The organism is Marinobacter nauticus ATCC 49840 (assembly GCF_000284615.1).
GTDB lineage: Bacteria > Pseudomonadota > Gammaproteobacteria > Pseudomonadales > Oleiphilaceae > Marinobacter > Marinobacter nauticus.
In genome coordinates this window covers 2668338-2691804 of sequence record NC_017067.1, presented here as the reverse complement: position 1 = coordinate 2691804, position 23467 = coordinate 2668338, and the positions used below count along the sequence as shown (strand labels likewise).

General features: G+C 58.1%; 18 protein-coding genes. 9 read left to right on the top strand and 9 right to left on the bottom strand.

Annotated features, from left to right (window positions below):
• Positions 1 to 271 precede the first annotated feature (271 nt).
• Complete coding sequence (gene trmH / locus MARHY_RS12525) at positions 272 to 1006, top strand: tRNA (guanosine(18)-2'-O)-methyltransferase TrmH (protein ID WP_014422124.1); 735 nt, start codon at positions 272 to 274, stop codon at positions 1004 to 1006.
• 7 nt (positions 1007 to 1013) lie between these two features.
• Here trmH and MARHY_RS12520 read toward each other — a convergent pair whose 3' ends face one another.
• The 4 genes from MARHY_RS12520 to MARHY_RS12505 all read right to left on the bottom strand — a co-directional run bounded on the left by MARHY_RS12520 (position 1014) and on the right by MARHY_RS12505 (position 5320).
• The gene (locus tag MARHY_RS12520) at positions 1014 to 2030 is read right to left on the bottom strand and encodes a nucleoid-associated protein (protein WP_011786181.1); all 1017 of its coding nucleotides are present in this window, start codon (positions 2028 to 2030) and stop codon (positions 1014 to 1016) included.
• A 124-nt stretch (positions 2031 to 2154) separates the two neighbouring features.
• Complete coding sequence (cysN, locus tag MARHY_RS12515; RefSeq protein WP_014422123.1) at positions 2155 to 3813, bottom strand: sulfate adenylyltransferase subunit CysN; 1659 nt, start codon at positions 3811 to 3813, stop codon at positions 2155 to 2157.
• Position 3814: 1 nt separating this feature from the next.
• Positions 3815 to 4729 carry a sulfate adenylyltransferase subunit CysD gene (cysD, locus tag MARHY_RS12510; RefSeq protein WP_014422122.1) on the bottom strand — a complete coding sequence of 305 codons (915 nt, stop codon included), beginning with the start codon at positions 4727 to 4729 and terminating at the stop codon, positions 3815 to 3817.
• Between the two features lie 168 nt (positions 4730 to 4897).
• Positions 4898 to 5320 (bottom strand): PilZ domain-containing protein, encoded by a 423-nt coding sequence (locus MARHY_RS12505; protein ID WP_014422121.1) that lies wholly within the window; start codon positions 5318 to 5320, stop codon positions 4898 to 4900.
• A 309-nt stretch (positions 5321 to 5629) separates the two neighbouring features.
• Here MARHY_RS12505 and rimO point away from each other — a divergent pair, with 309 nt between their 5' ends.
• Positions 5630 to 6970 carry a 30S ribosomal protein S12 methylthiotransferase RimO gene (gene rimO, locus MARHY_RS12500; RefSeq protein ID WP_041655574.1) on the top strand — a complete coding sequence of 447 codons (1341 nt, stop codon included), beginning with the start codon at positions 5630 to 5632 and terminating at the stop codon, positions 6968 to 6970.
• A 59-nt stretch (positions 6971 to 7029) separates the two neighbouring features.
• On the opposite strand, the gene oadA is transcribed toward rimO, so the two are convergent.
• Both oadA and MARHY_RS12490 read right to left on the bottom strand, forming a co-directional pair.
• On the bottom strand, positions 7030 to 8835 hold the full coding sequence (gene oadA, locus MARHY_RS12495) for a sodium-extruding oxaloacetate decarboxylase subunit alpha (RefSeq protein WP_014422119.1): 1806 nt from the start codon (positions 8833 to 8835) through the stop codon (positions 7030 to 7032).
• A gap of 18 nt (positions 8836 to 8853) precedes the next feature.
• Positions 8854 to 10269, bottom strand: coding sequence for an acetyl-CoA carboxylase biotin carboxylase subunit (locus MARHY_RS12490; protein WP_014422118.1), 1416 nt, complete (start codon positions 10267 to 10269; stop codon positions 8854 to 8856).
• 131 nt (positions 10270 to 10400) lie between these two features.
• Between MARHY_RS12490 and MARHY_RS12485 the strand changes: the two genes are divergently transcribed.
• Complete coding sequence (locus MARHY_RS12485) at positions 10401 to 11348, top strand: LysR family transcriptional regulator (RefSeq protein ID WP_014422117.1); 948 nt, start codon at positions 10401 to 10403, stop codon at positions 11346 to 11348.
• 218 nt (positions 11349 to 11566) lie between these two features.
• On the opposite strand, the gene gatB is transcribed toward MARHY_RS12485, so the two are convergent.
• The 3 genes from gatB to gatC are packed head-to-tail and all read right to left on the bottom strand — an operon-like array spanning position 11567 to position 14819.
• Entirely contained in the window at positions 11567 to 13018 is a 1452-nt protein-coding gene (gene gatB, locus MARHY_RS12480) for an Asp-tRNA(Asn)/Glu-tRNA(Gln) amidotransferase subunit GatB (RefSeq protein WP_014422116.1), read from the bottom strand.
• Positions 13019 to 13040: 22 nt separating this feature from the next.
• Entirely contained in the window at positions 13041 to 14498 is a 1458-nt protein-coding gene (gene gatA, locus MARHY_RS12475; protein WP_014422115.1) for an Asp-tRNA(Asn)/Glu-tRNA(Gln) amidotransferase subunit GatA, read from the bottom strand.
• A 33-nt stretch (positions 14499 to 14531) separates the two neighbouring features.
• Positions 14532 to 14819 (bottom strand): Asp-tRNA(Asn)/Glu-tRNA(Gln) amidotransferase subunit GatC, encoded by a 288-nt coding sequence (gene gatC / locus MARHY_RS12470; RefSeq protein WP_014422114.1) that lies wholly within the window; start codon positions 14817 to 14819, stop codon positions 14532 to 14534.
• Positions 14820 to 15211: 392 nt separating this feature from the next.
• On the opposite strand from gatC, the gene MARHY_RS12460 reads away from it, so the two are divergent.
• Genes MARHY_RS12460 through MARHY_RS12435 form a run of 6 tightly spaced genes read left to right on the top strand, consistent with a single transcriptional unit; the run spans position 15212 to position 23460 of the window.
• Positions 15212 to 16255: a rod shape-determining protein gene (locus tag MARHY_RS12460; protein ID WP_011786173.1), complete on the top strand. Its 1044-nt coding sequence runs from the start codon at positions 15212 to 15214 to the stop codon at positions 16253 to 16255.
• A gap of 29 nt (positions 16256 to 16284) precedes the next feature.
• On the top strand, positions 16285 to 17151 hold the full coding sequence (gene mreC / locus MARHY_RS12455; RefSeq protein ID WP_081432089.1) for a rod shape-determining protein MreC: 867 nt from the start codon (positions 16285 to 16287) through the stop codon (positions 17149 to 17151).
• Positions 17151 to 17627, top strand: coding sequence for a rod shape-determining protein MreD (gene mreD, locus MARHY_RS12450; RefSeq protein ID WP_011786171.1), 477 nt, complete (start codon positions 17151 to 17153; stop codon positions 17625 to 17627). The genes mreC and mreD overlap by 1 nt, the downstream gene beginning before the upstream one ends.
• 4 nt (positions 17628 to 17631) lie before the next feature.
• Positions 17632 to 18234 (top strand): Maf family protein, encoded by a 603-nt coding sequence (locus MARHY_RS12445; RefSeq protein ID WP_041654871.1) that lies wholly within the window; start codon positions 17632 to 17634, stop codon positions 18232 to 18234.
• Entirely contained in the window at positions 18231 to 19712 is a 1482-nt protein-coding gene (gene rng / locus MARHY_RS12440; protein WP_011786169.1) for a ribonuclease G, read from the top strand. Before MARHY_RS12445 ends, rng begins: the two co-directional genes overlap by 4 nt.
• Positions 19713 to 19749: 37 nt before the next feature.
• Positions 19750 to 23460 (top strand): YhdP family phospholipid transporter, encoded by a 3711-nt coding sequence (locus MARHY_RS12435; RefSeq protein WP_014422112.1) that lies wholly within the window; start codon positions 19750 to 19752, stop codon positions 23458 to 23460.
• Positions 23461 to 23467 lie beyond the last annotated feature (7 nt).

The following is a 23467-nucleotide window of genomic DNA, read 5'->3' as shown; positions in this document are numbered from 1 at the left end:
AACGGGGTGCTTAATCTTCAACCACCGTTGTCTCGGTATTCCTCATTTGGCTCTGTGCTATTATTCGCCGCTTATGTGCATGAAGGCTTTTGGGGTGGGCTTTCCAAAAACCGCTACGAGCACATCCATGTGCGCTTCTCTCAGGCCATCCATGGCCTTCGAAATTTTTGGAAAGCCCACCCCAAAACCCTTCCCAGACACCTGTACTGGATTCTACAAGCTTGATTGTTGGTTTGTGGGAGCCGGAAAATCATCGCTAGCCAATTTACTTATGACTCCCGAACGCCTCGCCCGAATCAAGCAAGTCCTCAACACCCGTCAACCCGACCTGCGGGTGCTGACGGATCAGGTGCACAAACCCAGAAACCTGTCGGCCATTATTCGGTCCTGCGATGCCTTCGGCCTGGCCAATATGCACGTGGTGTGGCCCAAGGAGGGTTTTCGGGCATTTCGTAAGACAGCCGGTGGCAGCTTTCATTGGGTAACAACGCATACCCATCCGACCATGGATAACGCGGTAACGGAGCTGAAGGCCCAGGGGCACAAGCTGTATGCGGCGCAATTGTCAGACCGGGCGGTGGATTTTCGGGAGGTGGATTACACCGTGCCGTGCACGATTATCATGGGTAACGAAGTGGACGGTGTGAACCCGGTGACCGCCGAGCAGGCGGATGAGCATATTGTGATTCCGATGATGGGAATGGTGGAATCGCTGAATGTGTCTTCAGCCTGCTCGATTATCCTTTCCGAAGCCCAGCGTCAGCGGAAGCTGGCGGGGATGTTTGACCAGCGACGGATGCCAGATGAAGAGTACAACCGTCTGCTGTTCTGTTGGTGCCAGCCAACAGTGAAGCGGTACTGTGATGATCGCAACCTGCCGTATCCGCCTATTGATCATGAAACCGGGGAGTTGATCGATGGCGTGGGCTGGATGCAGGAGGTCAGGAAGCTCAGGGCCAATCGCCCCCGGTGGGACGATCAGCCGGAGAATGTGGCAGAGGACTGAGTTTTGATCAGTCCTCGCGGGCTTCCAGGTACCGTTGCAGTTGTTCTCGCAGCGCCTTGGGCAGGCGGGTGATGGTGAGGGCATCTTTGTCACGGTCGTAGTACACCGCCTGGTTCACCAGGTCCGAGGAAAAAGACACGCTCATACCTCCACCGGAGCCCGCGATGCGCACCAGTTTTTTGACCTTGCGGTGGTCCGGGTGCAGTACGCCGGTTTCCGGTAGTTCGGCGTTCTGGCTGGCGAATTCCTTGAAGCGCTGGGGCTGGCTTTCGTCCAGGTAATTCGACAGAGCTTCGATTTCCACGGGCTCGCCCAGGGCGTGCTGGTCTTTGCAGAATTCGTAGGCCTTGGCGCGCACTTCGCCGGCTTTTTCCGGTTCGCTGGTTTTGGCGAAGGCTTCCACTGCGTCCAGGAAGGTCATGGTTTCCTTTTCCACGTCCACGCTGTTGGTGAAGGCGCACAGGCGGATGAACAGTTCGCCGGGGTCGCCGGTGCCTCGACCGTGGATCAGGGTCATGTAGTTTTCGCTGCCGTTGGCGTTGCGCCAGTCGTCCAGTTCAATTCGCACGGCCAGGTTCAGGCGCGACAGGCTGAGTACGTCGGTGGCGTCCAGTTTCTGGCTGCCGTCGAAGCGCATGGCGCTGTCGGTTTCCAGGATAAACAGGTACACCACTTCGGCATCGGCCAGGGCGTCGTGTACGATCATCAGGTGGCCGTCGAATTCTTCCTGGCTGCCGGTCAGCAGTTCCTGCCACTGGCCGAAAAGACGGTCAGTCATGGCCGCGAAGGTCTGTTTGTCTTCCAGGTAGTCTTTGAGCCAGGCGCTGAAGGGGCATTCGCCGATGTCGTCTGAGAAGCGGCCGTATTTCTTGCCGGGTTTGCTGTTGAACAGGCGCTTCATCTGCTTGTGCAGGGCTTCGTAGTCGCCGCCCGGTTCCTGCAGGGCCTCGCCCGCTACGAGGCGGGCAGGTTGGCCCGGCTGGTATTGGCTTGCGAAGGCGGTGCGCAGGTGTTTGATGGCCATGGGTCAGCTCCTGTCAGATTCAGTCGGCTTGGCGGAGCGTGATTGTGCCACGGTTGGCAGAGAAAGAAACCCCGGTCCCGACGTCTTCGTTCGGGCCGGGGTTCTCAATGGGCGGGTATGGAAATCAGATTCGCTTGCTGCGAATCAGTTCCTGGACCAGTGTCGAGACGGCGCCGGGAATGTCAGCTTCGTTCTCTGCGTTGGCACTGGCGTTGGCAATGTCCGAACCCAGGTTCACGGCAATGGCTACCAGCCCGTGAGCGGTCAGCAACTGCGCTACCCGACGGCGTTCGTCTGCGTCGCCCGCATTTTCTTCGGATACCACGACGGCGGTCTTGCCCTGATCGAACAGAGCTCGCTCAACGGCCAGCGCCAGTTCCGGGCCATGTTTGCCGTTACAGGCGATGATGGCCGGCTTCTGGGCCAGGCGTCGTTCGCGTTCCTCGGCGGTGACCGGGTCCAGGGATTCCAGGCCATCGGCCAGGCCTGCGATCATGCCCGCCCCGATGGTTACGTTGGTCAGGCGGTCAATGACGATGAAGCTGCCGGTGGCGTGGTTACGCTGATAGGCGTCAAACGCGACCGGTTGGTTCAGGGTCAGTTCGCACAGGCCGATCTCATTCAGGGCCAGTTGGCTGGGATTGGCTTGCTGATCCAGAGTGTTGACATCGGTCTGATGGTGGATTTTCTTCACGGTACCGGAAGTAAAGGTGGGGCCCAGCTTGATGTCATACAGCCGGCCGGTTTCCAGCGGTGCGTCGGTCATCCAGACAATGTTGGCGTTGAAGCGGTTGTGGACTTCCGGTTCGTCCTCCACTTTCACCAGCATGTCGCCACGGCTGATGTCGATCTCGTCTTCCAGGGTCAGGGTGACCGCCTGGTCGATGTAGGCTTCGTCCAGGTTGCCGTCGAAGGTCACGACTTCCTTTACTTTGCTGGTACGGCGTGAGGGCAGGGCCATCACTGCATCGCCAGGGCGAATCACGCCGGAGGCGATGGTGCCGCAGAAGCCGCGGAAGTTCAGGTTCGGACGGGTCACGTACTGCACCGGGAAGCGGAAATGCTCCAGGTTCTTGTCACGGGACACTTCCACCGTTTCCAGAATTTCCATCAGCGGCTGGCCGGTAAACCAGGGGGTGTTCTCGCTCTTGTTGACGACGTTGTCTCCATCCAGCGCCGAGATGGGAACAAAACGGATGTCCTTAAGGCCTAGTCGTGAGGCGAAGGCCAGGTAGTCGTCGCGGATTTCATTGAAGCGCTCTTCGCTGAAGTCCACCAGATCCATTTTGTTCACGGCGACCACGATGTGCCGGATGCCCAGTAGCGAAGCAATGTAGGAATGCCGGCGGGTCTGAGTGAGTACGCCGTGGCGGGCATCAATCATCAGGATGGCCAGTTGCGCAGTGGATGCGCCGGTGGCCATGTTGCGGGTGTACTGCTCATGGCCCGGGGTGTCCGCGATGATGAACTTGCGTTTGTCGGTGCTGAAATAACGGTAAGCGACATCAATAGTAATGCCCTGTTCCCGCTCGGCCTGAAGGCCGTCCACCAGCAGTGCCAGGTCCAGTTTTTCGCCGGTGGTGCCCATTTTTGCGCTGTCAGTTTTCAGGCTGGCCATGTGATCTTCATAGATCATCTTGGTGTCATGCAACAGCCGGCCAATCAGCGTGCTCTTGCCGTCATCCACACTGCCGCAGGTGAGCAGGCGCAGGAGTTCCTTGTTCTCGTGTTGCTTCAGGTAAGCCTGAATATCTTCTGCAATCAGATCAGACTGGTGTGACATGTTAGAAATACCCTTCCCGCTTTTTCTGTTCCATGGAGCCCGCTGAATCGTGATCGATCACCCGGCCTTGCCGCTCTGAACTGGTGGCCAGCAGCATTTCCTGAATGATGTCGGGCAGGGTGTTGGCCTCGGATTCAATGGCGCCGGTCAGCGGATAGCAGCCCAGGGTGCGGAAGCGCACCGATTTCATCATCGGCTTTTCACCTTCTTTCAGGGGCATGCGGTCGTCGTCCACCATGATCAGGGTGCCATCGCGCTCTACCACGGGCCGCACGGCTGCGTAATAGAGGGGAACGATGTCAATGTTTTCAAGGTAGATGTATTGCCAGATGTCCAGCTCAGTCCAGTTGGACAGCGGGAAGACCCGGATGCTTTCGCCCTTGTTGACTTTGCCGTTGTAAATATTCCAGAGCTCCGGGCGCTGGTTCTTCGGGTCCCAGCGGTGGTGTTCGTCACGGAAGGAATATACCCGCTCCTTGGCGCGTGATTTTTCTTCGTCCCGGCGGGCGCCCCCGAAGGCGGCGTCGAACTTGTACTTGTTCAGGGCCTGCTTCAGGGATTGGGTTTTCATGATGTCCGTGTGCTTGGCGCTGCCATGAGTAAAGGGGCCGACGCCTTGCTTCACGCCTTCTTCATTGATGTGCACGATCAGGTCTAGCCCGAACTTCTCCGCTACATTATCCCGGAACGAGATCATGTCCCGGAACTTCCAGGTGGTATCCACGTGAAGCAACGGGAACGGTGGCTTGCCCGGGTAGAAGGCTTTCAGGGCAAGATGCAGCATCACGGCAGAATCTTTACCGATGGAGTAGAGCATGACCGGGTTGTCGAACTCGGCGGCCACTTCCCGAATGATGTGGATGCTTTCGGCTTCCAGCTGTTTGAGATGGGTGAGGTTATATGTGGTCATGTTCATCCGTTGCCATGGAGGGCGAAGTAATGGCTGTAATTTAGATGAACAACTATATCAGAGCAGCTTAGGGTATAAGAAGGAGTGCTGTAAGAATTTCAGGTTCTAATAATATAGCCTTCGCCGGTGTCTGGAGGCGGGTGTAAACGCCAGCGACGTCGCCACTGGCTTCCGTCAGTGAGCTTCGCTGGAGGGATTACGTGCGTCCGAAAGCAATTTGGCAACGTAACGATCGACATAGTCAAAGCCGTTACCTTCGAATTCACAGAACTGGATACCAATCTGGAACTCGTCTCGGGCAATGCGACGCATGTGTACGATGTTCCCATCGGCAAGCACCGTGACCGGCTGGTTTGCAATGACGGGCACCGAAAAACGGGTTTTGACTTCGATCCAGTGGCCGGGGGCCGGTGTTTTCAGGCCCGGAACCAGCTGTTTGACGGTGTCCTGATCACAGGAGAGCATCACGCCTGAGCGGGACAGGTTGGATACCTGGCAGGTAAGGCAGCAGCCATCCGGCTTTTCGATGGTAATGTCGGTTGAAACGTCCACCCGCTGCTGGTTTCGCAGATTGGGTTTGGCGGCAAGAGGTTTCATGTTCACTCTTCTGGCATGTGTGGTTTGAAAAGAAGTTGCCTTTCCCATAAACGCCTTCCAGAAAAACGCATAAACGATTGAAAGTTTAGCTGTTTAAAAAGTGAACAGCAAGAATCCTGTCGGTAATTGTGGCACTTTTACTACAAATTTCTGAACACGGTGTCACAGTTTTAGTCGGTAAGTTGATCTGCGTCAGCGGATTTGTGGTGGCGGAGTAGGTGGTGCTACTGCTGCAGTTCTTCCGGTCGTGAGGTAAAATTGCCCGCTACACTCATCGGGAGCATGGCTCCGGACATCCTGCAGGCTTTTATGACCGAGAAAACGCAAAACGCGCCCCAGAGCGGAAAAGTAGGCTTTATCAGCCTTGGTTGCCCGAAGGCGCTGGTAGATTCTGAACGTATCCTGACCCAGTTGCGCCTGGACGGCTACGATGTGGTGCCCACCTACGACGACGCCGATATTGTGGTGGTGAACACCTGTGGTTTTATAGATGCCGCCAAGCAGGAATCCCTGGACGCCATTGGTGAGGCAATCAGTGAGAATGGCAAGGTCATCGTCACCGGTTGCATGGGGGTTGAGGCCGACCGGATCCGTGAAACCCATCCGGGCGTGCTCGCAGTGTCCGGTCCTCATGCCTACGAAGAAGTGGTCGGCGCCGTCCACCAGTATGTGCCGCCCAGGAAAGAGCATGACCCGTTTGTGGACCTGGTGCCGCCCCAGGGCGTCAAGCTGACGCCCCGCCACTATGCCTACCTGAAAATCTCGGAAGGCTGTAACCACCGTTGCACCTTCTGCATCATTCCCTCAATGCGGGGCGACCTTGTCAGTCGCCCGATTGGCGACGTGATGGACGAGGCCAAACGGTTGGTGGATGCGGGGGTGAAAGAGATTCTGGTGATTTCCCAGGACACCTCCGCCTACGGCGTCGACATCAAATACCGCACCGGTTTCTGGCAGGGGCGCCCGGTAAAGACCAAAATGCAGGCGTTTTGTGAAGCGCTGGGTGAGATGGGCGTGTGGGTTCGGTTGCACTATGTCTATCCCTATCCCCATGTGGACGACATCATTCCGCTGATGGCCGAAGGCAAGATCCTGCCGTACCTGGACATCCCGTTCCAGCACGCCAGTCCGAGAGTACTCAAAGCCATGAAGCGCCCGGCCCATGACAGCAAGACCCTGGAGCGCATCAGGAAGTGGCGGGAAATCTGCCCGGAACTGACCATTCGTTCCACCTTCATCGTGGGTTTTCCGGGGGAAACCGAAGAAGATTTCCAGTACCTGCTGGACTGGCTGGACGAGGCTCAGCTGGATCGAGTCGGCGCCTTCACTTATAGCGCGGTGGAAGGGGCGCCGGCGAACGAGCTCGAAGGTGCGGTCCCCGAGGACGTGAAGGAAGATCGCCTGGCTCGCTTTATGGCCAAACAGGCAGAAATCTCGGCTGCCCGCCTTAAGGCAAAGATTGGCAAGACCATTGATGTGCTGATTGATGAAGTGGACGAGGAGGGTGCGATTGGCAGATCAAAAGCCGACGCGCCTGAGATTGACGGGATGGTCTACCTGAACGACGAAACCGACCTGGTTCCCGGTCAGATCGTTCAGGCCGTGGTTGAGCATGCCGACGAGCATGATCTCTGGGCGGTTCTGGTTTGACCTGATCAATGCGTCGGCGAAGCGGGGCAGCCAATCGGTTGCCCCGCTTGCGTTTGGGGTCAGGCGATTTCGATCAGCACTTCGCCTGGCGTGACCCGATCGCCTTTGGCGACATACACACCTTTCACCGTGCCATCAACACTTGTATGTACCTCGGTTTCCATTTTCATGGCCTCGGTAATCAGCACCGCCTGGCCAGCTTTTACGGTGTCACCTTCCTTAACCAGCACGTCCACCACATTGCCCGGCATGGTCGTGGTGACGTGGCCGGGATCGGTGGCCTGTTTCCGACCGCTGCCGGCGCCGGCTTCGTATTCGTTCAGGGATTCAAACACCACTTCCTGGGGCATGCCGTCCAGAGACAGATAGAGCTTGCGCTTGCCCGGTCCTGAGCCGCCAACACCGGTAACGGCCACTTCGTAGCTTTCGCCGTGTACGTCAATGCGGAACTCGGTGGCGATGGCGGTGCCCAGGCGGTCCCGGCCCTTGTGCTCGGCCGGTTGCAACTCTTCGGGCTTCAGTGTGCCATCCTGCCGTTGTTGCAGATATTCCCGGCCAAGATCCGGAAACATGGCGTAAGTCAGCACGTCTTCCTCGCTGGTGGCCAGGCTGCCAATGTCTTCTCGCAGCTTGTTCAGTTCCGGGCTAAGCAGGTCGGCGGGGCGACCGTCATTGACGGTTTCGTTGCCGATAGCCTTTTTCTGGATTTCGGCGTTCACCTCGGCAGGTGGCTGGCCGTAACCTCCCTGAAGGTAGCGTTTCACTTCGTTGGTGATGGTCTTGTAGCGTTGACCAGCCAGCACGTTATAGACCGCCTGGGTCCCCACAATCTGGGAGCTGGGGGTGACCAGTGGCGGGTAGCCCAGATCCTTGCGCACACGGGGAATCTCGTCGAAGACCTCGCGTATGCGGTCCAGGGCGTTCTGCTCTTTGAGCTGGTTGGCCAGGTTGGACATCATGCCGCCCGGCACCTGATTGATCTGTACCGAAATGTCCTCGCGGGTAAATTCGCTTTCAAACTGGTGGTACTTCTTGCGCACTTCCCGGAAGTAGTCGGCAATCTCGCTTAACAACTCCAGATCCAGCCCGGTGTCATAGTCCGTGCCCTTCAGGGCGGCCACCTGGGATTCTGTTGCAGGATGGCTGGTGCCGTTGGCAAAGGCGGAAATGGCGGTGTCGATACGGTCTGCGCCGGCTTCCACCGCTTTCAGTTGGCACATGGCGGCCAGGCCGGCGGTTGCGTGGCTATGGATGACCAGAGGCAGATCCACGGACGATTTAATGGCTTTGGTCAACTCGTAGGTGGCGTAAGGAGTTAGCAGCCCGGCCATGTCCTTGATGGCAATGGAGTCGGCGCCCATGGCCTTGAGTTCCTGGGCCTGCTTCACGAAAAGCTCGGGTGTATGCACCGGGCTGGTGGTATAGCAAATGGTACCCTGAGCGTGCTTGCCCGCCTTCTTCACCGCTTTCATGGCGGTTTCCAGATTGCGCAGATCGTTCAGGGCATCAAAGATGCGGAACACATCAATGCCGTTGTCGGCGGCTTTTTGCACGAACGCTTCCACCACATCGTCAGCGTAGTGACGGTAACCCAGCAGGTTCTGCCCCCGCAGCAGCATTTGCAGGCGGGTGTTGGGCAGCGCCTTGCGCAACTGGCGCAGGCGTTCCCAGGGGTCCTCTTTCAGAAAGCGCACGCAGGCGTCGAAAGTGGCGCCGCCCCAGACCTCCAGGGACCAGTAACCCACCTGGTCCAACTTGTCACAGATCGGCAGCATGTCTTCGGTGCGCATGCGGGTCGCAATCAGGGACTGGTGGGCATCACGAAGGATAAGATCGGTAACTTCAATTTTTTTGGCGTTGCTCATATTCAATCCTCCTGTGGATTACCAGCCGGCGTGGGCCGCGATCGTGGCTGCGATGGCCAGCGCAATTTCGCTGGGGTGGCGTTTGGTGGAATAGTTCAACAGCTCCGGATGGCTGGGCACGAAACTGGTGTCAAACACGCCAGCCTGGAAATCCGGATGATCCAGTATTTGCTGGTAATAGTTGGCGGTTGTGGTGATGCCATGCAGGCGCATGTCATCCAGAGCCCGCTTGCCGCGCGCGATAACTTCATCCCAGGTCAGTGCCCAGACCACCAGTTTCAGGCACATGGAGTCGTAGTAGGGCGGAATCTCGTAGCCCGTGTAGATGGCGGTGTCCACTCGAACACCTGGGCCACCGGGGGCGTAGTAGTGGGTAATGCGCCCGAAACTGGGCAAGAAGTCGTTTTTGGGATCTTCGGCGTTGATGCGGAACTGCAGCGCATAGCCCCGGTACGAAATATCCTCCTGCCGGTAGCTGAGGGATTCCCCCGCGGCGACCCGCAACTGTTCCCGGACAATATCCACCCCGGTAATGGCTTCGGTGATGGTGTGCTCCACCTGCACCCGGGTGTTCATCTCCATGAAGTACACCTCGTTGCCCGAGAGTAGAAACTCCACCGTGCCGGCATTCTCGTAGCCCACTGCTTTTGCGGCCTTGACGGCGAGGCTGCCGATGTACTGGCGCTGTTCCGGTGTCAGTTGCGGGCTGGGGGCGATCTCAATCAGTTTCTGGTTACGACGCTGAATGGAACAATCGCGCTCATACAGGTGAATGGCGTTGCCCCGGCTATCCGCTAGAATCTGCACCTCGATATGGCGCGGATTGACGATGCATTTTTCCATGAACACCTCGGCCGAGCCGAAAGCCTTGGTGGCCTCCGAAATCACCCGTGGGTACTGGGTTCTAAGCTCCTCCGGTGTATCGCAACGGCGAATTCCCCGGCCGCCACCGCCGGAGGTGGCCTTCAGCATCACCGGATAGCCAATCTCATTAGCCAGCTTCAGGGCCTCATCCAGATCGGCCAGATTGCCCTCGGAGCCGGGAGTAATGGGCACGCCGGCCGCCCGCATGCTGTCGCGGGCCTGGGTCTTGTCACCCATCTTGTGAATAACGTCGGATTTCGGGCCAATAAAGGTCAGACCCTTTTCTTCGCACAGCTGAGCGAAGCGGGCGTTCTCCGACAGGAAGCCATAACCAGGATGGATGGCATCGCAGCCCACCTCCAGGGCGAGATTGACGATGCGGGCGGGATCCAGGTAGCCGGCAATCGGATCCTCGCCCAGGGAGTAGGCTTCATCAGCGCGCTTGACGTGCAAGCCGTAGCGATCGGGCTCGGTGTAGATCGCCACAGACCGGATCCCGGCCTCGGCGCAGGCCCGCACGATACGCACCGCAATTTCGCCTCGGTTGGCGATCAGTACTTTCTTCAACATGGGCGATTCCTCGTTTCGTCGTCCCGAATGAAGGTGTTAAAAGCCTAACGATGGCAAATGATGAGTTAAAATTGATATTATTTGGGTTATATATAAGTAATGACTTATGAATAGGTGAGGCGGGAGAACTTGTGCCATTAAGTGTCCAGAAACTGGCTAGCCGCCTTACATTTCGGCAGCTGCAGGTGTTCAAGGCCGTTTACGATCTGAAAAGCTACAGCAAGGCCGGTGATCTGCTTGGACTGACCCAGCCCGCCGTATCCAGCCAGATGCGTCATCTGGAGCAGGCAGTTGGGATGCCTATGTTTGAGTACGTGGGCAGGAAGCTGTATTGCACCGCCGCTGGCGAGGAGATGGCAGCTTGCGTAGGCTCGGTGTTTCGCGAGTTGACGGACATGCAGAACCGGATGGCGGCGCTGGAAGGTCGCGTGGCGGGGGATCTCAAGCTGGTGGCGGTCAATACCGCGCAGTATGTGGTGCCTTATCTTTTGCGGTCGTTTCTGCAGATTAACCCGCAAGTGAATGTTTCGGTCGCAGTGGTCAACCGGGCGGCTGCCCTGGAACGGCTGAGCGATAACAGCGGCGATCTGGTCATTATGGGGATGGTTCCTCCAGACCGGCCGCTGACCTCATTTCCCTTTCTGGATAACGAGTTGATTCCGATTGTTCCTGGTGGCCACCCACTGCTAAATCTGCAGTCTGTCAGTGCCGGGGAGTTTCTGAAGAACCAGCTTCTGACCCGTGAGCCCGGTTCCGGCAGTCGGCTGGCGCTGGAGGTTTATTGCCAGCAGCACCGTTTGAAAATGGAATCCGCCATGGAACTGGGTTCGAACGATGCGGTAAAACACGCGGTATTGGCGGGGCTCGGGGTGGCGGTGGTGCCGAAGCTCAGTGTTGTTTCAGAACTGGCACTGGGTTCGCTGCATGCCCTCAACATAACCGGCTTCCCCCTGCGCCGCAGCTGGTGCGTGGTCTATCCTCAGGGCCGGCACCCGACGCCGGCCATGCAGGCCTTTATTGACTACATCCAGCAAAATATATCGCAATTTGAGAGGGTGTTTAGAAGACTGGAGTCGTAGTGGTCGTATTTTCTGAGGACAGAGGGTTTGGAAAAGACTATTTCACTGGGGTTCGAGAGGGTGGGTTTGGAGCCCCTTCACAAAAATGTCGGAGGCCATGGATGGCCGGAGAGAAGCGCACAGGGATGTGCTTGTAGCGGTTTTTGGGAAGGGGCTCCAAATCCACCCCTCCCCACTATCCGAAGGCTAGGGCCAAAACAAGATGGCCCACGCCAATGCTAGCCGCCGAGCTTGCGAACGAGAATCTCATTGAACAGCTTGGGATTGCCCTGGCCCTTGGAAGCCTTCATCAGAGGGCCCATGAAGCCGCCAAGCATCTTCTTGCGCTTCTTCGGATCTTCCTCGTTCTGGTATTGAGCCACCTGATCCGGCATGCCGGCCAGCACCTCATCCACCATGGATTCCAGGGCGCCGGTATCCGACACCTGCTTCAGGCCCTTGGCTTCGATAATGGCATCGACATCGTTGTTTTCGCCCATCCATAGCGCCTCGAACACTTTCTTGGCACCGGCGGAGGACAGTGTGTTATCGGCGATGCGGGTCACCATGGCGCCCAGTTGTGCGCCGGTAATCGGCGCCTCGGCGACGGACTTCTCCTCCGCATTCAGGCGAGCGGAGAACTCGCCCTGAATCCAGTTGGCGGCCAGCTTGGCATCTTTGCCGTGTTCCACGGTGTCTTCGAAGAACGCGGCCAGTTTGGCATCCGCAGACAGGATGCCGGCGTCGTAGTCGTTCAGGCCGTGTTGTTCCTTGAAGCGGGCCTTGCGGGCGTCGGGTAGCTCCGGCAGGCGGGCGCGGGCGTCTTCGATGAAGGCGTCGTCGATTTCCACCGGCAGAAGGTCCGGGCAGGGGAAGTAGCGGTAGTCGTTGGCTTCTTCCTTGGTGCGCATGGAGCGGGACTCGTCACGGTCGCCGTTGTACAGGCGGGTTTCCTGCACAATCACGCCACCGTCTTCCAGGATATCCATCTGCCGCTCCACCTCGTGGGCGATGGCCTGTTCCATGAACCGGAACGAGTTCAGGTTCTTGGTCTCGGTGCGGGTGCCCAGGGTGTCGGAGCCTTTTGGCTTCAGAGAGATGTTGACGTCAAAGCGCATGGAACCCTGGGACATATCGCCGTCGCAGATACCCAGCGAGGTAACAATGCTGTGCAGCTTTTTGGCAAAAGCCACGGCTTCCTCGGCGCTGGTCATATCCGGCTCGGTCACCACCTCAATCAGCGGCGTGCCGGCGCGGTTCAGGTCGATGCCGGTCATGCCATGATAATCCTCGTGCAGGGATTTGCCGGCGTCTTCTTCCAGGTGGGCGTGGTGAATGCGCACGCGCTTGGTGCTGCCATCGGCCAGGTCGATGTCGACATAGCCGGGGCCAACGATGGGCTGGGCCAACTGGGTGGTCTGGTAGCCCTTGGGCAGGTCCGGGTAGAAGTAGTTCTTGCGCTCGAAGACCGAGCGCCGGCCGATTTCGGCATTGGTTGCCAGGCCGAACATCACTGCGTAGCGGAACGCCTGCTCGTTGGGTACCGGCAGGGTGCCGGGCATCGCCAGGTCAACCGCGTTGGCCTGGGTGTTGGGCTCGGCACCGTAAGCGGTGCTGGAGCCGGAGAAAATCTTGGTCTGGGTGGCGAGCTGAACGTGAATTTCCAGCCCGATCACGATATCCCACTGCATGTGTTCGTCTCCTAATCCGGGCTTATTGAGGTTCACGCTGGTGCCAGTCGGTCACCTGCTGGAACTGATGGGCGGCGTTCAGCAGGCGGGCCTCGGAGAAGTAATCCCCGATGATTTGCAGCCCCACCGGCAAGCCGTCGACAAACCCGGCCGGAACTGACATGGCCGGAATGCCCGCCAGGTTAATGGCGATGGTGAACACGTCTTCCAGGTACATGGACACCGGATCGGTGTTCTTCTCGCCCTGCTTGAACGCCGGCGTTGGCGACACCGGGCTCATCAGCACGTCCACTTCCTTGAACGCATTGATGAAATCCTGCTGGATCAGGCGGCGTACCTTCTGGGCCTTCAGGTAATAGGCATCGAAATAACCGGCGGACAGGGCATAGGAACCCACCAGGATCCGGCGCTTCACCTCGTTACCGAAACCTTCCGCCCGGCTGCGGGTGTACATGTCCATCAGGTCTTTCGGGTCTTCGCAGCGGTAGCCATAGCGCACGCCGTCAAACCGGGACAGGTTGGCGGACGCCTCCGCCGGAGCGATCACGTAATACGCTGCGATGGCCAGCTTCGCGTTTGGCAAGGAAACCTCCTTCACCGTCGCGCCCAGCTTTTCATACTCGCGAATCGCGTTACGAACCTGCTCTTCCATAGCCGGAGCCAGCTGGTCACTGAAGTATTCCTTCGGCAGGCCAATCTTCAGGCCCTTCAGCGGCTCGTTCAGGGTGGCCGTGTAATCCGGTACTTCCCGGTCAATGCAGGTGGAGTCCTTCGGATCGTGCCCTGCCATCACATTCAACATCAGCGCGGCATCTTCTGCCGTGCGCGCCATCGGCCCGCCCTGATCCAGGGAAGAGGCAAAGGCAATCATCCCGTACCGGGATACCCGGCCATAGGTCGGCTTCAAACCGGTGATGCCGCACAATGCCGCTGGCTGACGGATTGAGCCACCGGTATCCGTGCCCGTCGCCGCCGGCACCAGTCGTGCCGCTACCGCAGCCGCAGAACCACCAGATGAACCACCCGGTACCCGCTTGTCACCACCGGACAGGCCCCAGGGGTTGGTCACGGCGCCATAAAAACTGGACTCGTTAGACGAGCCCATGGCGAACTCGTCCATGTTGGTCTTGCCAAGGCACACCGCGCCAGCCGCCTTGAAGTTAGCCGTTACCGTCGCGTCGTAGGGAGGCACAAAATTATCCAGCATTTTCGAGCCGCAACTGGTGCGAATGCCGCTGGTGCAGAAGATATCCTTGTGAGCAAAGGGCACCCCGGTCCACACTGTGGCCTTACCCGCCGCTCGCATCTCGTCTGCAGCCCTGGCCTCGGCCAATGCCTGCTCATCGGAGATGGTAATAAAGCTGTTGTACTTGCCGTCTTCTGTCTTCAGACGGTCCAGGAACTGCTGCGTCAGCTCCACACTCGAAATCCTGCCACTCTCCAGCTCTCTGGAAAGCTCTGCTACAGACTTGTTATGCATGATAAATCCCGAAATCTCTGATGGACGACCAAATCACTCGATAACCCTGGGCACCAGATACAACCCATCCTCGGTAGCCGGCGCAATCGCCTGGAACGCCTCCCGCTGATTGGTCTCGGTAACCACATCCGGCCGCAGCTTTTGCACGGCATCCAGCGGATGCGCCATAGGCTCCACCGAATCGGTATCTGCAGCACTCAACTGATCCACCAGGTCCAGGATATTGCCCAGATCCTTCTCCAGAGCCGAAACCTGCTCGCCGTCCACTTTGATGCGGGCGAGCACGGCAACTTTCTCGATGTCCTCGCGGGAAATGCTCACGTTGCCTCCAAAAAGCGTGTGTGAAAACAATTTAATGTCAGGTTAGAAGCCAGGAATAACGTATGGGGATGCTTGTGAGGATGGCTTTCCAAAACTGTGCGAAGCCATGGATGGCGGAGCTCAAGCGACACAGGGATGTGCCGAAGGAGCGTGTTTTGGAAAGCCATCCTCACAAGCAGCCATGCTCCACGGTTAACTGCGCGCGGAACCCTGGCGACAACAAAGCCCGACATATTACCAGAACCGCGCGCAACATTGGCCCCGTCTAAAGCCATAAAATGTGAGAATGGTAAGCCCCGAAGCCCCGATGGCGCCTTGCCTGAGTAGGTGCTCACTGCTAAAGTTGCCGCATTCTTTTCTGCAACCGCAACTCTCAGGTTGAAACAACACGAATGTTAATCAAAAGACTCCGAGGCTTATTCTCAAGCGACCTGTCCATCGACCTGGGCACCGCCAACACCCTTATCTACGTGCGCGAACGCGGCATTGTACTTAACGAACCCTCTGTCGTGGCCATCCGCACCAATAACTCCCAGAAAATGGTCGCTGCCGTCGGGTCCGAAGCCAAACGCATGTTGGGCCGCACCCCGGGCAATATTACCGCCATCCGTCCCATGAAAGATGGTGTGATCGCCGACTTCGTCGTGACCGAAAAAATGCTCCAGCACTTTATTCACAAAGTGCACGAAAACAGTTTCATTACCCCGAGTCCCCGCGTACTCGTGTGTGTGCCCAGCAAATCTACCCAGGTAGAGCGCAAGGCCATCCGCGAATCGGCCCTGGGTGCAGGCGCCCGCGAGGTGTTCCTGATCGAAGAACCCATGGCGGCCGCCATTGGTGCCGGCCTGCCGGTGGAAGAAGCCAGCGGCTCCATGATTGTCGACATCGGTGGCGGTACCACCGAGATCGCGATTATCTCCTTGAATGGCATCGTCTATGCCGAATCCGTCCGGGTTGGTGGCGACAAGTTCGACGAAGCCATCGTTACTTACGTCCGTCGCAACTACGGCAGCCTGATCGGCGATTCCACAGCCGAGCGTATCAAGCATGAAATCGGCTGTGCCTATGAAGGCCTGGAAGTGCGAGAAATCGACGTTCGTGGTCGCAACCTGGCTGAAGGTGTGCCCCGGGCCTTCACCCTGAACAGCGAAGAAATTCTCGACGCGCTTCAGGAATCCCTGGCCCAGATCGTCCAGACCGTGAAGAGCGCCTTGGAGCAGTCTCCGCCTGAGCTGGCCTCCGACATCGCTGAGCGCGGCATTGTGCTGACCGGTGGCGGTGCGCTGCTGCGCGGCCTGGACAAGCTCATCAGCGAAGAGACCGGCCTGCCGGTCATTATTGCGGAAGATCCGCTGACCTGCGTAGCCCGTGGCGGCGGTAAAGCCCTGGAAGTGATTGATCGCGGTGGCATCGGAATGTTCTCCCAGGAGGGGTAACCCCGTGGGAGGGCTAAGCCATTAAGACCATATTCGTCCAGGGGCCGGTACCCGGTTTCCGGCTGTTTCTCGTCGTTCTGTTATCGGCAGCGTTAATCGCTGCCGATGCCCGTTTTGACAAGCTCACCACCGTCCGCAGCACTCTTGCCACCGGTCTGGCACCGGTGTACTGGCTTGGCAATGCCCCATATTCCTTTGCTGACTGGTTTTCCGGCCTGTTTGTTAGCCGTGATGATCTGCAGCAGGAGAACGAAGAGCTCAAAACCCGCCTGCTGATTCTGGAGCGTCGTGCTCTCAAGTACGCGGCTCTGGCGTCGGAGAATAACGAGCTGCGCCGGCTGCTGAATTCTTCCGAAGTACTGGATGACCGGGTCATTGTGGGCGAAGTGGTGGGGGTCTCCCCGGATCCGTTCTCCCACGAGATCATCATTAACAAGGGCGAGAGTGATGGTGTCACGACTGGTCAGGCGGTACTGGACGCAGAGGGCCTGATGGGCCAGGTGATCCAGACCAGCCAGTTCACCTCCCGTGTCCTCCTGGTGTCCGACAGCAGTCACGCCGTTCCCGTTGAGGTAGTGCGTAATGGTCTGCGTTCGATTTTGCTGGGTAACGGCGAAACCGATGAGCTGGATCTGGTTCACGTACCGGATACTGCTGACATCCGCGAGGGCGACATGCTGGTCAGTTCCGGTCTTGGCGGGCGATTCCCCAGAGGCTACCCGGTGGCAGAGGTCAGTTCCATCGTCAAAGAGCCGGGGGAGCCTTTTGTGACCATTCAGGCCGCGCCGAAAGCCCGCCTCAACCAGAGCCGGCTGGTGCTGATCGTGTTTCAGCCGGAAGAGCGTTCGGTGCCCGAAAATGGGCAGGCGGCCCCGGATAACGAGGAGGCAAACTGATGTTGTCTGTCATCAGTTATCCGCTGTTCGCCATCACCGTGGTGTTATCGTTGGTGTTGAGTATCTCCCTGTTCCCGGTGGACTGGTTTCAGTTTCGCCCGGAGTGGCTCGGACTGATTGTCTTCTACTGGACCTTCCGCGCCCCGGCCCAGTTTGGCATTCTGATGGCCTGGTGCCTGGGGTTGTTACTGGATATTCTCGAGTCCACCCCGCTGGGCGTGAATGCCATGGGCATGGCCCTGATCGCCTTTCTGGTGCTGACCATTCACCAGCGGTTGCGGATGTATCCGCTGCCTCAGCAGTGCCTGATGGTGTTTCTGTTATTGGGCATCAACCAGATGCTGGTACATTTCGTGAAACAGTTACTGGGTGCTGAAAGCGCCGGTTTCAGCTACTTGTGGCCAGCCTTGACGAGCGCTCTGGCCTGGCCTGTGGTCAGTGGCGTACTGGACACAATCAACCGTAAACTGGGATAACTGTATGAGCTGCCTCATTCTGGCCTCGGCATCACCGCGCCGCGCTGAGTTGCTGAGACAGATCGGTGCTGACTTTCAGGTGGCGCCTGCCGAGATAGACGAGACTCCGCAACAGGGTGAAGCGGCTCAGCACTATGTTGAGCGCCTGGCCCGGGAGAAAGCCTCTTGTGTTGCCGGTGAGGCCCCGGGTGCCTGGGTACTGGGGTCTGACACCTCTGTTGTTGTAGACGGAGAGATTCTTGGGAAACCGGAGTCCGATACTCAGGCTTGTGAGATGTTGCGCCGGTTATCTGGAAGAACCCATCAGGTGATGACCGCGATCGCTCTGGCGCAGGAGCAGAATTGTCGGTCATTGGTGGTGGTCACCGATGTCAGCTTTCGGGAGCTCTCAGAAGCCGAAATTGTCGCCTACGTCGCCACCGGTGAACCCATGGACAAAGCGGGAAGCTACGGAATTCAGGGACTTGGTGGTATCTTTGTTCGGGAACTCAAGGGCAGCTACAGCGCTGTGGTGGGTTTGCCCCTGCAGGAAACCGCAGAGTTATTGGCAGATGCCGGCGACCCTGTCTGGCGCCACTGGCCATGCAGTAAGGAGAGCCAAGCATGAGTGAAGAGATCCTGATCAACGTGACTCCGGTGGAAACCCGGGTCGCCCTCGTTGAAAACGGCATGTTGCAGGAAGCCTATATCGAGCGCACCAGTCGCAAGGGGATTGTCGGCAACATTTACAAGGGCAAGGTCGTTCGGGTGCTGCCCGGCATGGAAGCCGCGTTCGTGGACATCGGCCTGGAACGGGCGGCTTTCATTCATGCGTCCGACGTCGTCAGTGGCCAGACATCTGGCGACGAACCGTCAGACGCCCCCAGGACCGTACCCGATATCCGTACCCTGTTGCGGGAGGGGCAGTCCCTGGTGGTGCAGGTAACCAAGGACCCGATTGGTACCAAGGGTGCGCGACTCACCACCCAGCTTTCCATTCCCTCCCGTTATCTGGTGTTCATGCCAGGCGTTTGCCATGTCGGGATTTCCCAGCGTATTGAAGATGATAATGAGCGCGCGCGGCTGAAATCCCTGATCGAGGAAGGCGCAGCGGAACACGATGATGTGCAGGGTGGCTATATCATCCGCACCGCGGCGGAGGCTGCCTCAGCCGAAGACCTGATTGCGGATATGACCTACCTGCACCGGCTCAGCCAGTCGATTCAGGAGCGCATTGCCAAGGCGCCGGCACCCTCGGTGGTCTATCAGGACTTGCCGTTGTTTATTCGTACCATCCGGGATCTGATCCGACCGCAAACGGAAAAAGTGCGTATTGATAGTCGCGAGAGCTATCAGCGGGTAATGGAGTTTGTCAAAGAGTTCGTCACTGAGTTTGCCGACAAGGTGGAGTACTACCCGGGTGAGCGGCCTATCTTTGACCTGTATTCGGTTGAAGATGAAATCCAGAAAGCCCTGAGCCGCAAGGTGCAGCTCAAATCCGGTGGCTATGTGATCATCGATCAGACCGAAGCGATGACGACCATCGACATCAACACCGGTGCCTTTGTGGGCCACCGCAATCTGGAAGAGACCATCTTCAAAACCAATCTGGAAGCCGCCCGGGCGATCAGTCGTCAGCTTCGGCTGCGGAATCTGGGCGGGATCATCATCATCGACTTTATCGACATGGAAGACCCCGAACACCAGCGCCAGGTGCACCGGATGCTGGAGAAAATGCTGGAACGGGATCACGCCAAAACCAAGATCACCGGCGTTTCCGAGCTGGGCCTTGTGGAGATGACCCGAAAACGCACCACCGAAAGCCTGGGCCAGGTTCTGTGCGAGCCGTGTCCGATCTGTGACGGCCGGGGATTCCTGAAAACCGCCGAAACCGTATGCTACGAAATCTTCCGGGAAATCCTGCGCGTTAACCGTGCCTATGAGGCCGAGAATTATCTGGTGATGGCGTCCCAGAAGGTGGTGGATCGCCTGCTGGATGAAGAGTCAGACAACGTTGCAGACCTTGAAACCTTTATCAGTAAAACCATTCGCTTCCAGGTTGAGCCTTTCTACAGCCAGGAACAGTACGACGTTGTTTTGCTCTGACACCTGAGCAGCAGGGCGTTGCAGGGAGCTGAGTCTTATGTCGATCCGCGAGCCGGACAGTTCGCAACCAGCCGAGGATGAGCGAGGTCTGGTTGCCCGCGGGTTGGCGGTCTTTGCCAGTGTGGTCTGGTGGTCCATTCTGACGCTGCTGGTGTTATTCGCACTCTATGTTGGTGTCGGTCGCCAGCTCACCTCCGATATCAACAGCTTTTCCGATAAACTATCGGCTTCTCTCTCCGAAGCCACTGGCCTGGATGTGTCTGTTGGCAGTTTATCCTCCCAATGGTATTGGCTGGATCCCTCCATTACCGCCAAAGATATCACCATCAATTCCCCGGATTCAGACCGCATAGCCGCAGAACTTGAGCACCTGGAATTGCGGCTCGATTTTTTTGCCTCCCTGTTCCGCTTACGCCTGGTGTTCCGCAATTTTGACGCTGACGGTCTGGCGTTAACGGTGGTTCGCCCTACCGAGGATCCATTTATCAATCCGGTGGAAGAGATTGTGGAGCTGGCCGAGCCGGGTGCGCCGGAACTTCAGGAGTGGATTCGCCTGGCGGGCCGCTGGTTGTCGGATCCGGAAGTCCGGGTGACACGGGTCAGCCTGGCGCTGGGCCCAAGCCGGCAGAACCTGCGTTTTCTGGATATTCCACAGCTTGATCTGTCCTACCAGGGCGGCTTGTTCCAGGCCTCAGGCCGGGCCATGCAGAGCGGTACAACCACACAGCTGGCCAGTTTTGCTCTGGTAGGACAGCGGTTTTTCAGGGGTGAGTTTACCGGTCAACTCTACTTGGATGTGGATTCCGGTCGACTGTTCGACGGCCTGATTGATGATCTGAACTGGCGGGGCATACGCGTTGAAGGCTTCGATCTGGGGGGCAGTGCCTGGCTAAGCTTTGAGGATGGCGAGCTGCAGCAGGTTCAGGGCCAGGTTCGCACTCCCTATCTTCAGTTAGGTGTTAACCGTGAATCGCTGGCGCCTCTTGAAGATATCCAGGCTCACTTCGGTTGGCGGCGGGGGGAGGCCCTACGTTTGCAGAAGCTTCGCTGGGACTGGATCGGCGATCAGGTTCTGCCGTTCAGTGTTCGCATCGAAGACGGTCAGGATGAGCTCAAGTTGGTGGCAGACTCACTGCCGCTCAAGCCTTTGCGGCGATTGGTTCAGGCCCTGGAGCTGCTGCCGGATGCCGCCAGCGAGGCGCTGGAGCATTATCAGCCTGCGGGTTTTCTGGACGATATGTTGTTTACTCTGCCAGAGCAGGGCTCCCGGTTCTCGTTAAGTGCCAGATTGCGGGAGTTCGGGGTGCGGGCCTGGTCTGGCGCTCCCCGCGCCGAGGGGCTATATGGCTTTATTCAGATGAATCCAGACAGCGGCAGGGTGACCCTGGATACACCAGAACCCGCCATGCTGGGCTTTCCGCAGTTGTTCAACACTGACTGGATGCTGGACTCTCTATCCGGAACTGTCGCCTGGACCCTGGAAGGAGGGATCACCAGGGTATTCTCCGATGATCTGGAGTTTATCTATCGTTCAGATACCCGGTTAAGCGGCGCGTTTGACCTGCGGCTGGATCGATACGGGGAGGACAATCTTGGTTTGAGCGTCGGCGTAGAAGGCGGCAATGCCGATATGCTGGCGGATTTCGTGCCGGCGAATGCTGTGGGCGAAGGGCTTTACGAATGGCTTACCAACAGTATTCCGGAGGCCGGTATCCGGGGGCAGTACTACGGCCACGGTCGTATTGATTCCTCCGCGCCGGCTGGATCCTTTGTTTCCTCCATGTGGTATGAATTCGATAACGCCACGATTCGATACGACCAGCGCTGGCCATCTGTGGAGCGGGCCAGCGGGCGGGTTGAGATCCAGAATGCTGACACCCGGGTAACACTCGCTCGGGGCGAGATTGGTGGGTTGGAGCTGGAAAACGCCAGTGTTCACGTCCTTCCCGGAGATGGGGAAGCTGGCACGCTGGTGCGCGTAGATGCAGTGTCGACGGTTCCGGCAGAGAGAATACCCTGGTGGCTGGCCAATACTCCGTTGGGGGAATTGTTGGGATACGGTACCACCCGTGCCCGTTATGACGGGGAGTTTGAGCTGAGTCTTGGGCTGGAGCTACCGCTATCGCAAGGGCAGGACACCCGGGTTACGGCGCAGGTAAAAACCGATAATGCCGGATTCCAATTACCGGATGCGGGACTTCGCTGGCGGAATATTCGGGCTGACCTGACTTACGACAGTGTTGATGGATTTTCCGGGCCACCGGTCACTGCTCGTTTTTTCGATCAACCGGTCAGTGTTGTTTTTTCCACCGCGGAGGCCGGCGACGCCATGCTGATACGCCAGCAAGGTGGTCTGAAGCTGCCAGGCTCCCTGGCGGCCTTTGGCCTGGCTAACGATGCGGCGCGCGGACTTTCCGGAGAACTTGTCTACACCGCTGAGCTGGAATTAGGCGGTGCCAGCGAACCGGTGATTTCCCTGTTTTCAGACCTTGAAGGTCTGCAGGTGGATTGGCCCAAACCACTGGCAAAGACCGCGCGCGAGCGAACCCCCCTGTCGGTCCGGGTTGATCCGTTCCAGAGCGAAGGCGTGGCGATCGCTGCGCAATGGCAGGATCGTCTGGACGCTGAACTTCGTTTTAAAGAGACGGGCTTCGAGCTGGTCTTCGAACATTTGAATCTGGGCGCTCACCATCTGACCAATATCGCCATTGATGCGCTTGAGCTGGAGGACCGGTGGGTCGTTCATACCGACTCGGATCGGGCCCGGGGCAGGGTGGTGTTACCCAGAGAAGGAGGCACGGTAGAGGCCGACTTTGCAACCCTGCGCCTGGTACGGGAGACCAGTGCCGCAGAGCAGGACAACGAATTTCTGACTCTTGAGGAGCAGTTGCAGGCGTTCAGGGAGCTGGATATGGGAAATTGGCCCGACATTGATGCCAGAATCTCGGATCTCCGGCTGGATGGCGAGTCAGCGGGAAGCTGGCGTTTCAAGCTGCGCCCTGAACCCTATCGGTTGCGTGTGCAGGAGGTGGAAGGCCGGCTTGGATCCCTGGTGTTGTCCGGCGATATGACCTGGAGCATTGTGGATGACCGGGAAACGACCCGGTTTACTGGTAAGCTGGAGGGCGGGGCCCTTAAGGATCTGGAAGCGCTGACTGGCAGCACCATTCCGATGACCAACGAAGAAACGGCGGTTGAACTGGATCTGGATTGGCCGGGAAGCCCGAACAACATTGCTCTCAGCAAGATAAGCGGCACGGTCAGTGCCCGCCTGGACGACGGCATGATCATGGAGCAGAGCAATTCGGCGCAATTGTTCCGGATCTTCAACCTGCTGAACACTGATACGCTCTGGCGCAGGTTGCGGCTGGACTTCTCGGATCTGTACGAACGGGGCGTAGCCTTTGACGCCATTTCCGGTAAAGCCAACATCATAAATGGCCTGGTGACCATGGATCCGGAACTGCAACTGGTGGGTCCGTCCGGCGCGTTCAAGCTCAGTGGCAATACCAACATGGCCGAAGAAACGTTGGATATGCGCCTGGTCCTAGTGCTACCCGTGACACAGAATCTGCCCCTGGCTGCCATACTGATGGGGGCGAGCGCCCCCATCGGCGGCGCCTTGTTCGTGCTCGATAAAATTCTGGGCGACCCGTTGAGCAAACTGACCAGTGCCACGTACAGTGTCACAGGAACCTGGAGCAATCCGGAAGTGGATCTGCGGGGCGTGTTCGATACCGGTGAGTAAGGAGGCC

Bases quoted from the DNA above. Each gene is read 5' to 3' on its own strand.
- MARHY_RS12460 (WP_011786173.1), top strand. From the start codon at position 15,212: ATGTTAATCAAAAGACTCCGAGGCTTATTCTCAAGCGACCTGTCCATC.
- cysN (WP_014422123.1), bottom strand. From the start codon at position 3,813: ATGTCACACCAGTCTGATCTGATTGCAGAAGATATTCAGGCTTACCTG.
- mreD (WP_011786171.1), top strand. From the start codon at position 17,151: ATGTTGTCTGTCATCAGTTATCCGCTGTTCGCCATCACCGTGGTGTTA.
- cysD (WP_014422122.1), bottom strand. From the start codon at position 4,729: ATGAACATGACCACATATAACCTCACCCATCTCAAACAGCTGGAAGCC.
- MARHY_RS12490 (WP_014422118.1), bottom strand. From the start codon at position 10,269: ATGTTGAAGAAAGTACTGATCGCCAACCGAGGCGAAATTGCGGTGCGT.
- gatB (WP_014422116.1), bottom strand. From the start codon at position 13,018: ATGCAGTGGGATATCGTGATCGGGCTGGAAATTCACGTTCAGCTCGCC.
- trmH (WP_014422124.1), top strand. From the start codon at position 272: ATGACTCCCGAACGCCTCGCCCGAATCAAGCAAGTCCTCAACACCCGT.
- MARHY_RS12520 (WP_011786181.1), bottom strand. From the start codon at position 2,030: ATGGCCATCAAACACCTGCGCACCGCCTTCGCAAGCCAATACCAGCCG.
- gatA (WP_014422115.1), bottom strand. From the start codon at position 14,498: ATGCATAACAAGTCTGTAGCAGAGCTTTCCAGAGAGCTGGAGAGTGGC.
- rng (WP_011786169.1), top strand. From the start codon at position 18,231: ATGAGTGAAGAGATCCTGATCAACGTGACTCCGGTGGAAACCCGGGTC.
- oadA (WP_014422119.1), bottom strand. From the start codon at position 8,835: ATGAGCAACGCCAAAAAAATTGAAGTTACCGATCTTATCCTTCGTGAT.
- MARHY_RS12505 (WP_014422121.1), bottom strand. From the start codon at position 5,320: ATGAAACCTCTTGCCGCCAAACCCAATCTGCGAAACCAGCAGCGGGTG.
- rimO (WP_041655574.1), top strand. From the start codon at position 5,630: ATGACCGAGAAAACGCAAAACGCGCCCCAGAGCGGAAAAGTAGGCTTT.
- MARHY_RS12445 (WP_041654871.1), top strand. From the start codon at position 17,632: ATGAGCTGCCTCATTCTGGCCTCGGCATCACCGCGCCGCGCTGAGTTG.
- MARHY_RS12435 (WP_014422112.1), top strand. From the start codon at position 19,750: ATGTCGATCCGCGAGCCGGACAGTTCGCAACCAGCCGAGGATGAGCGA.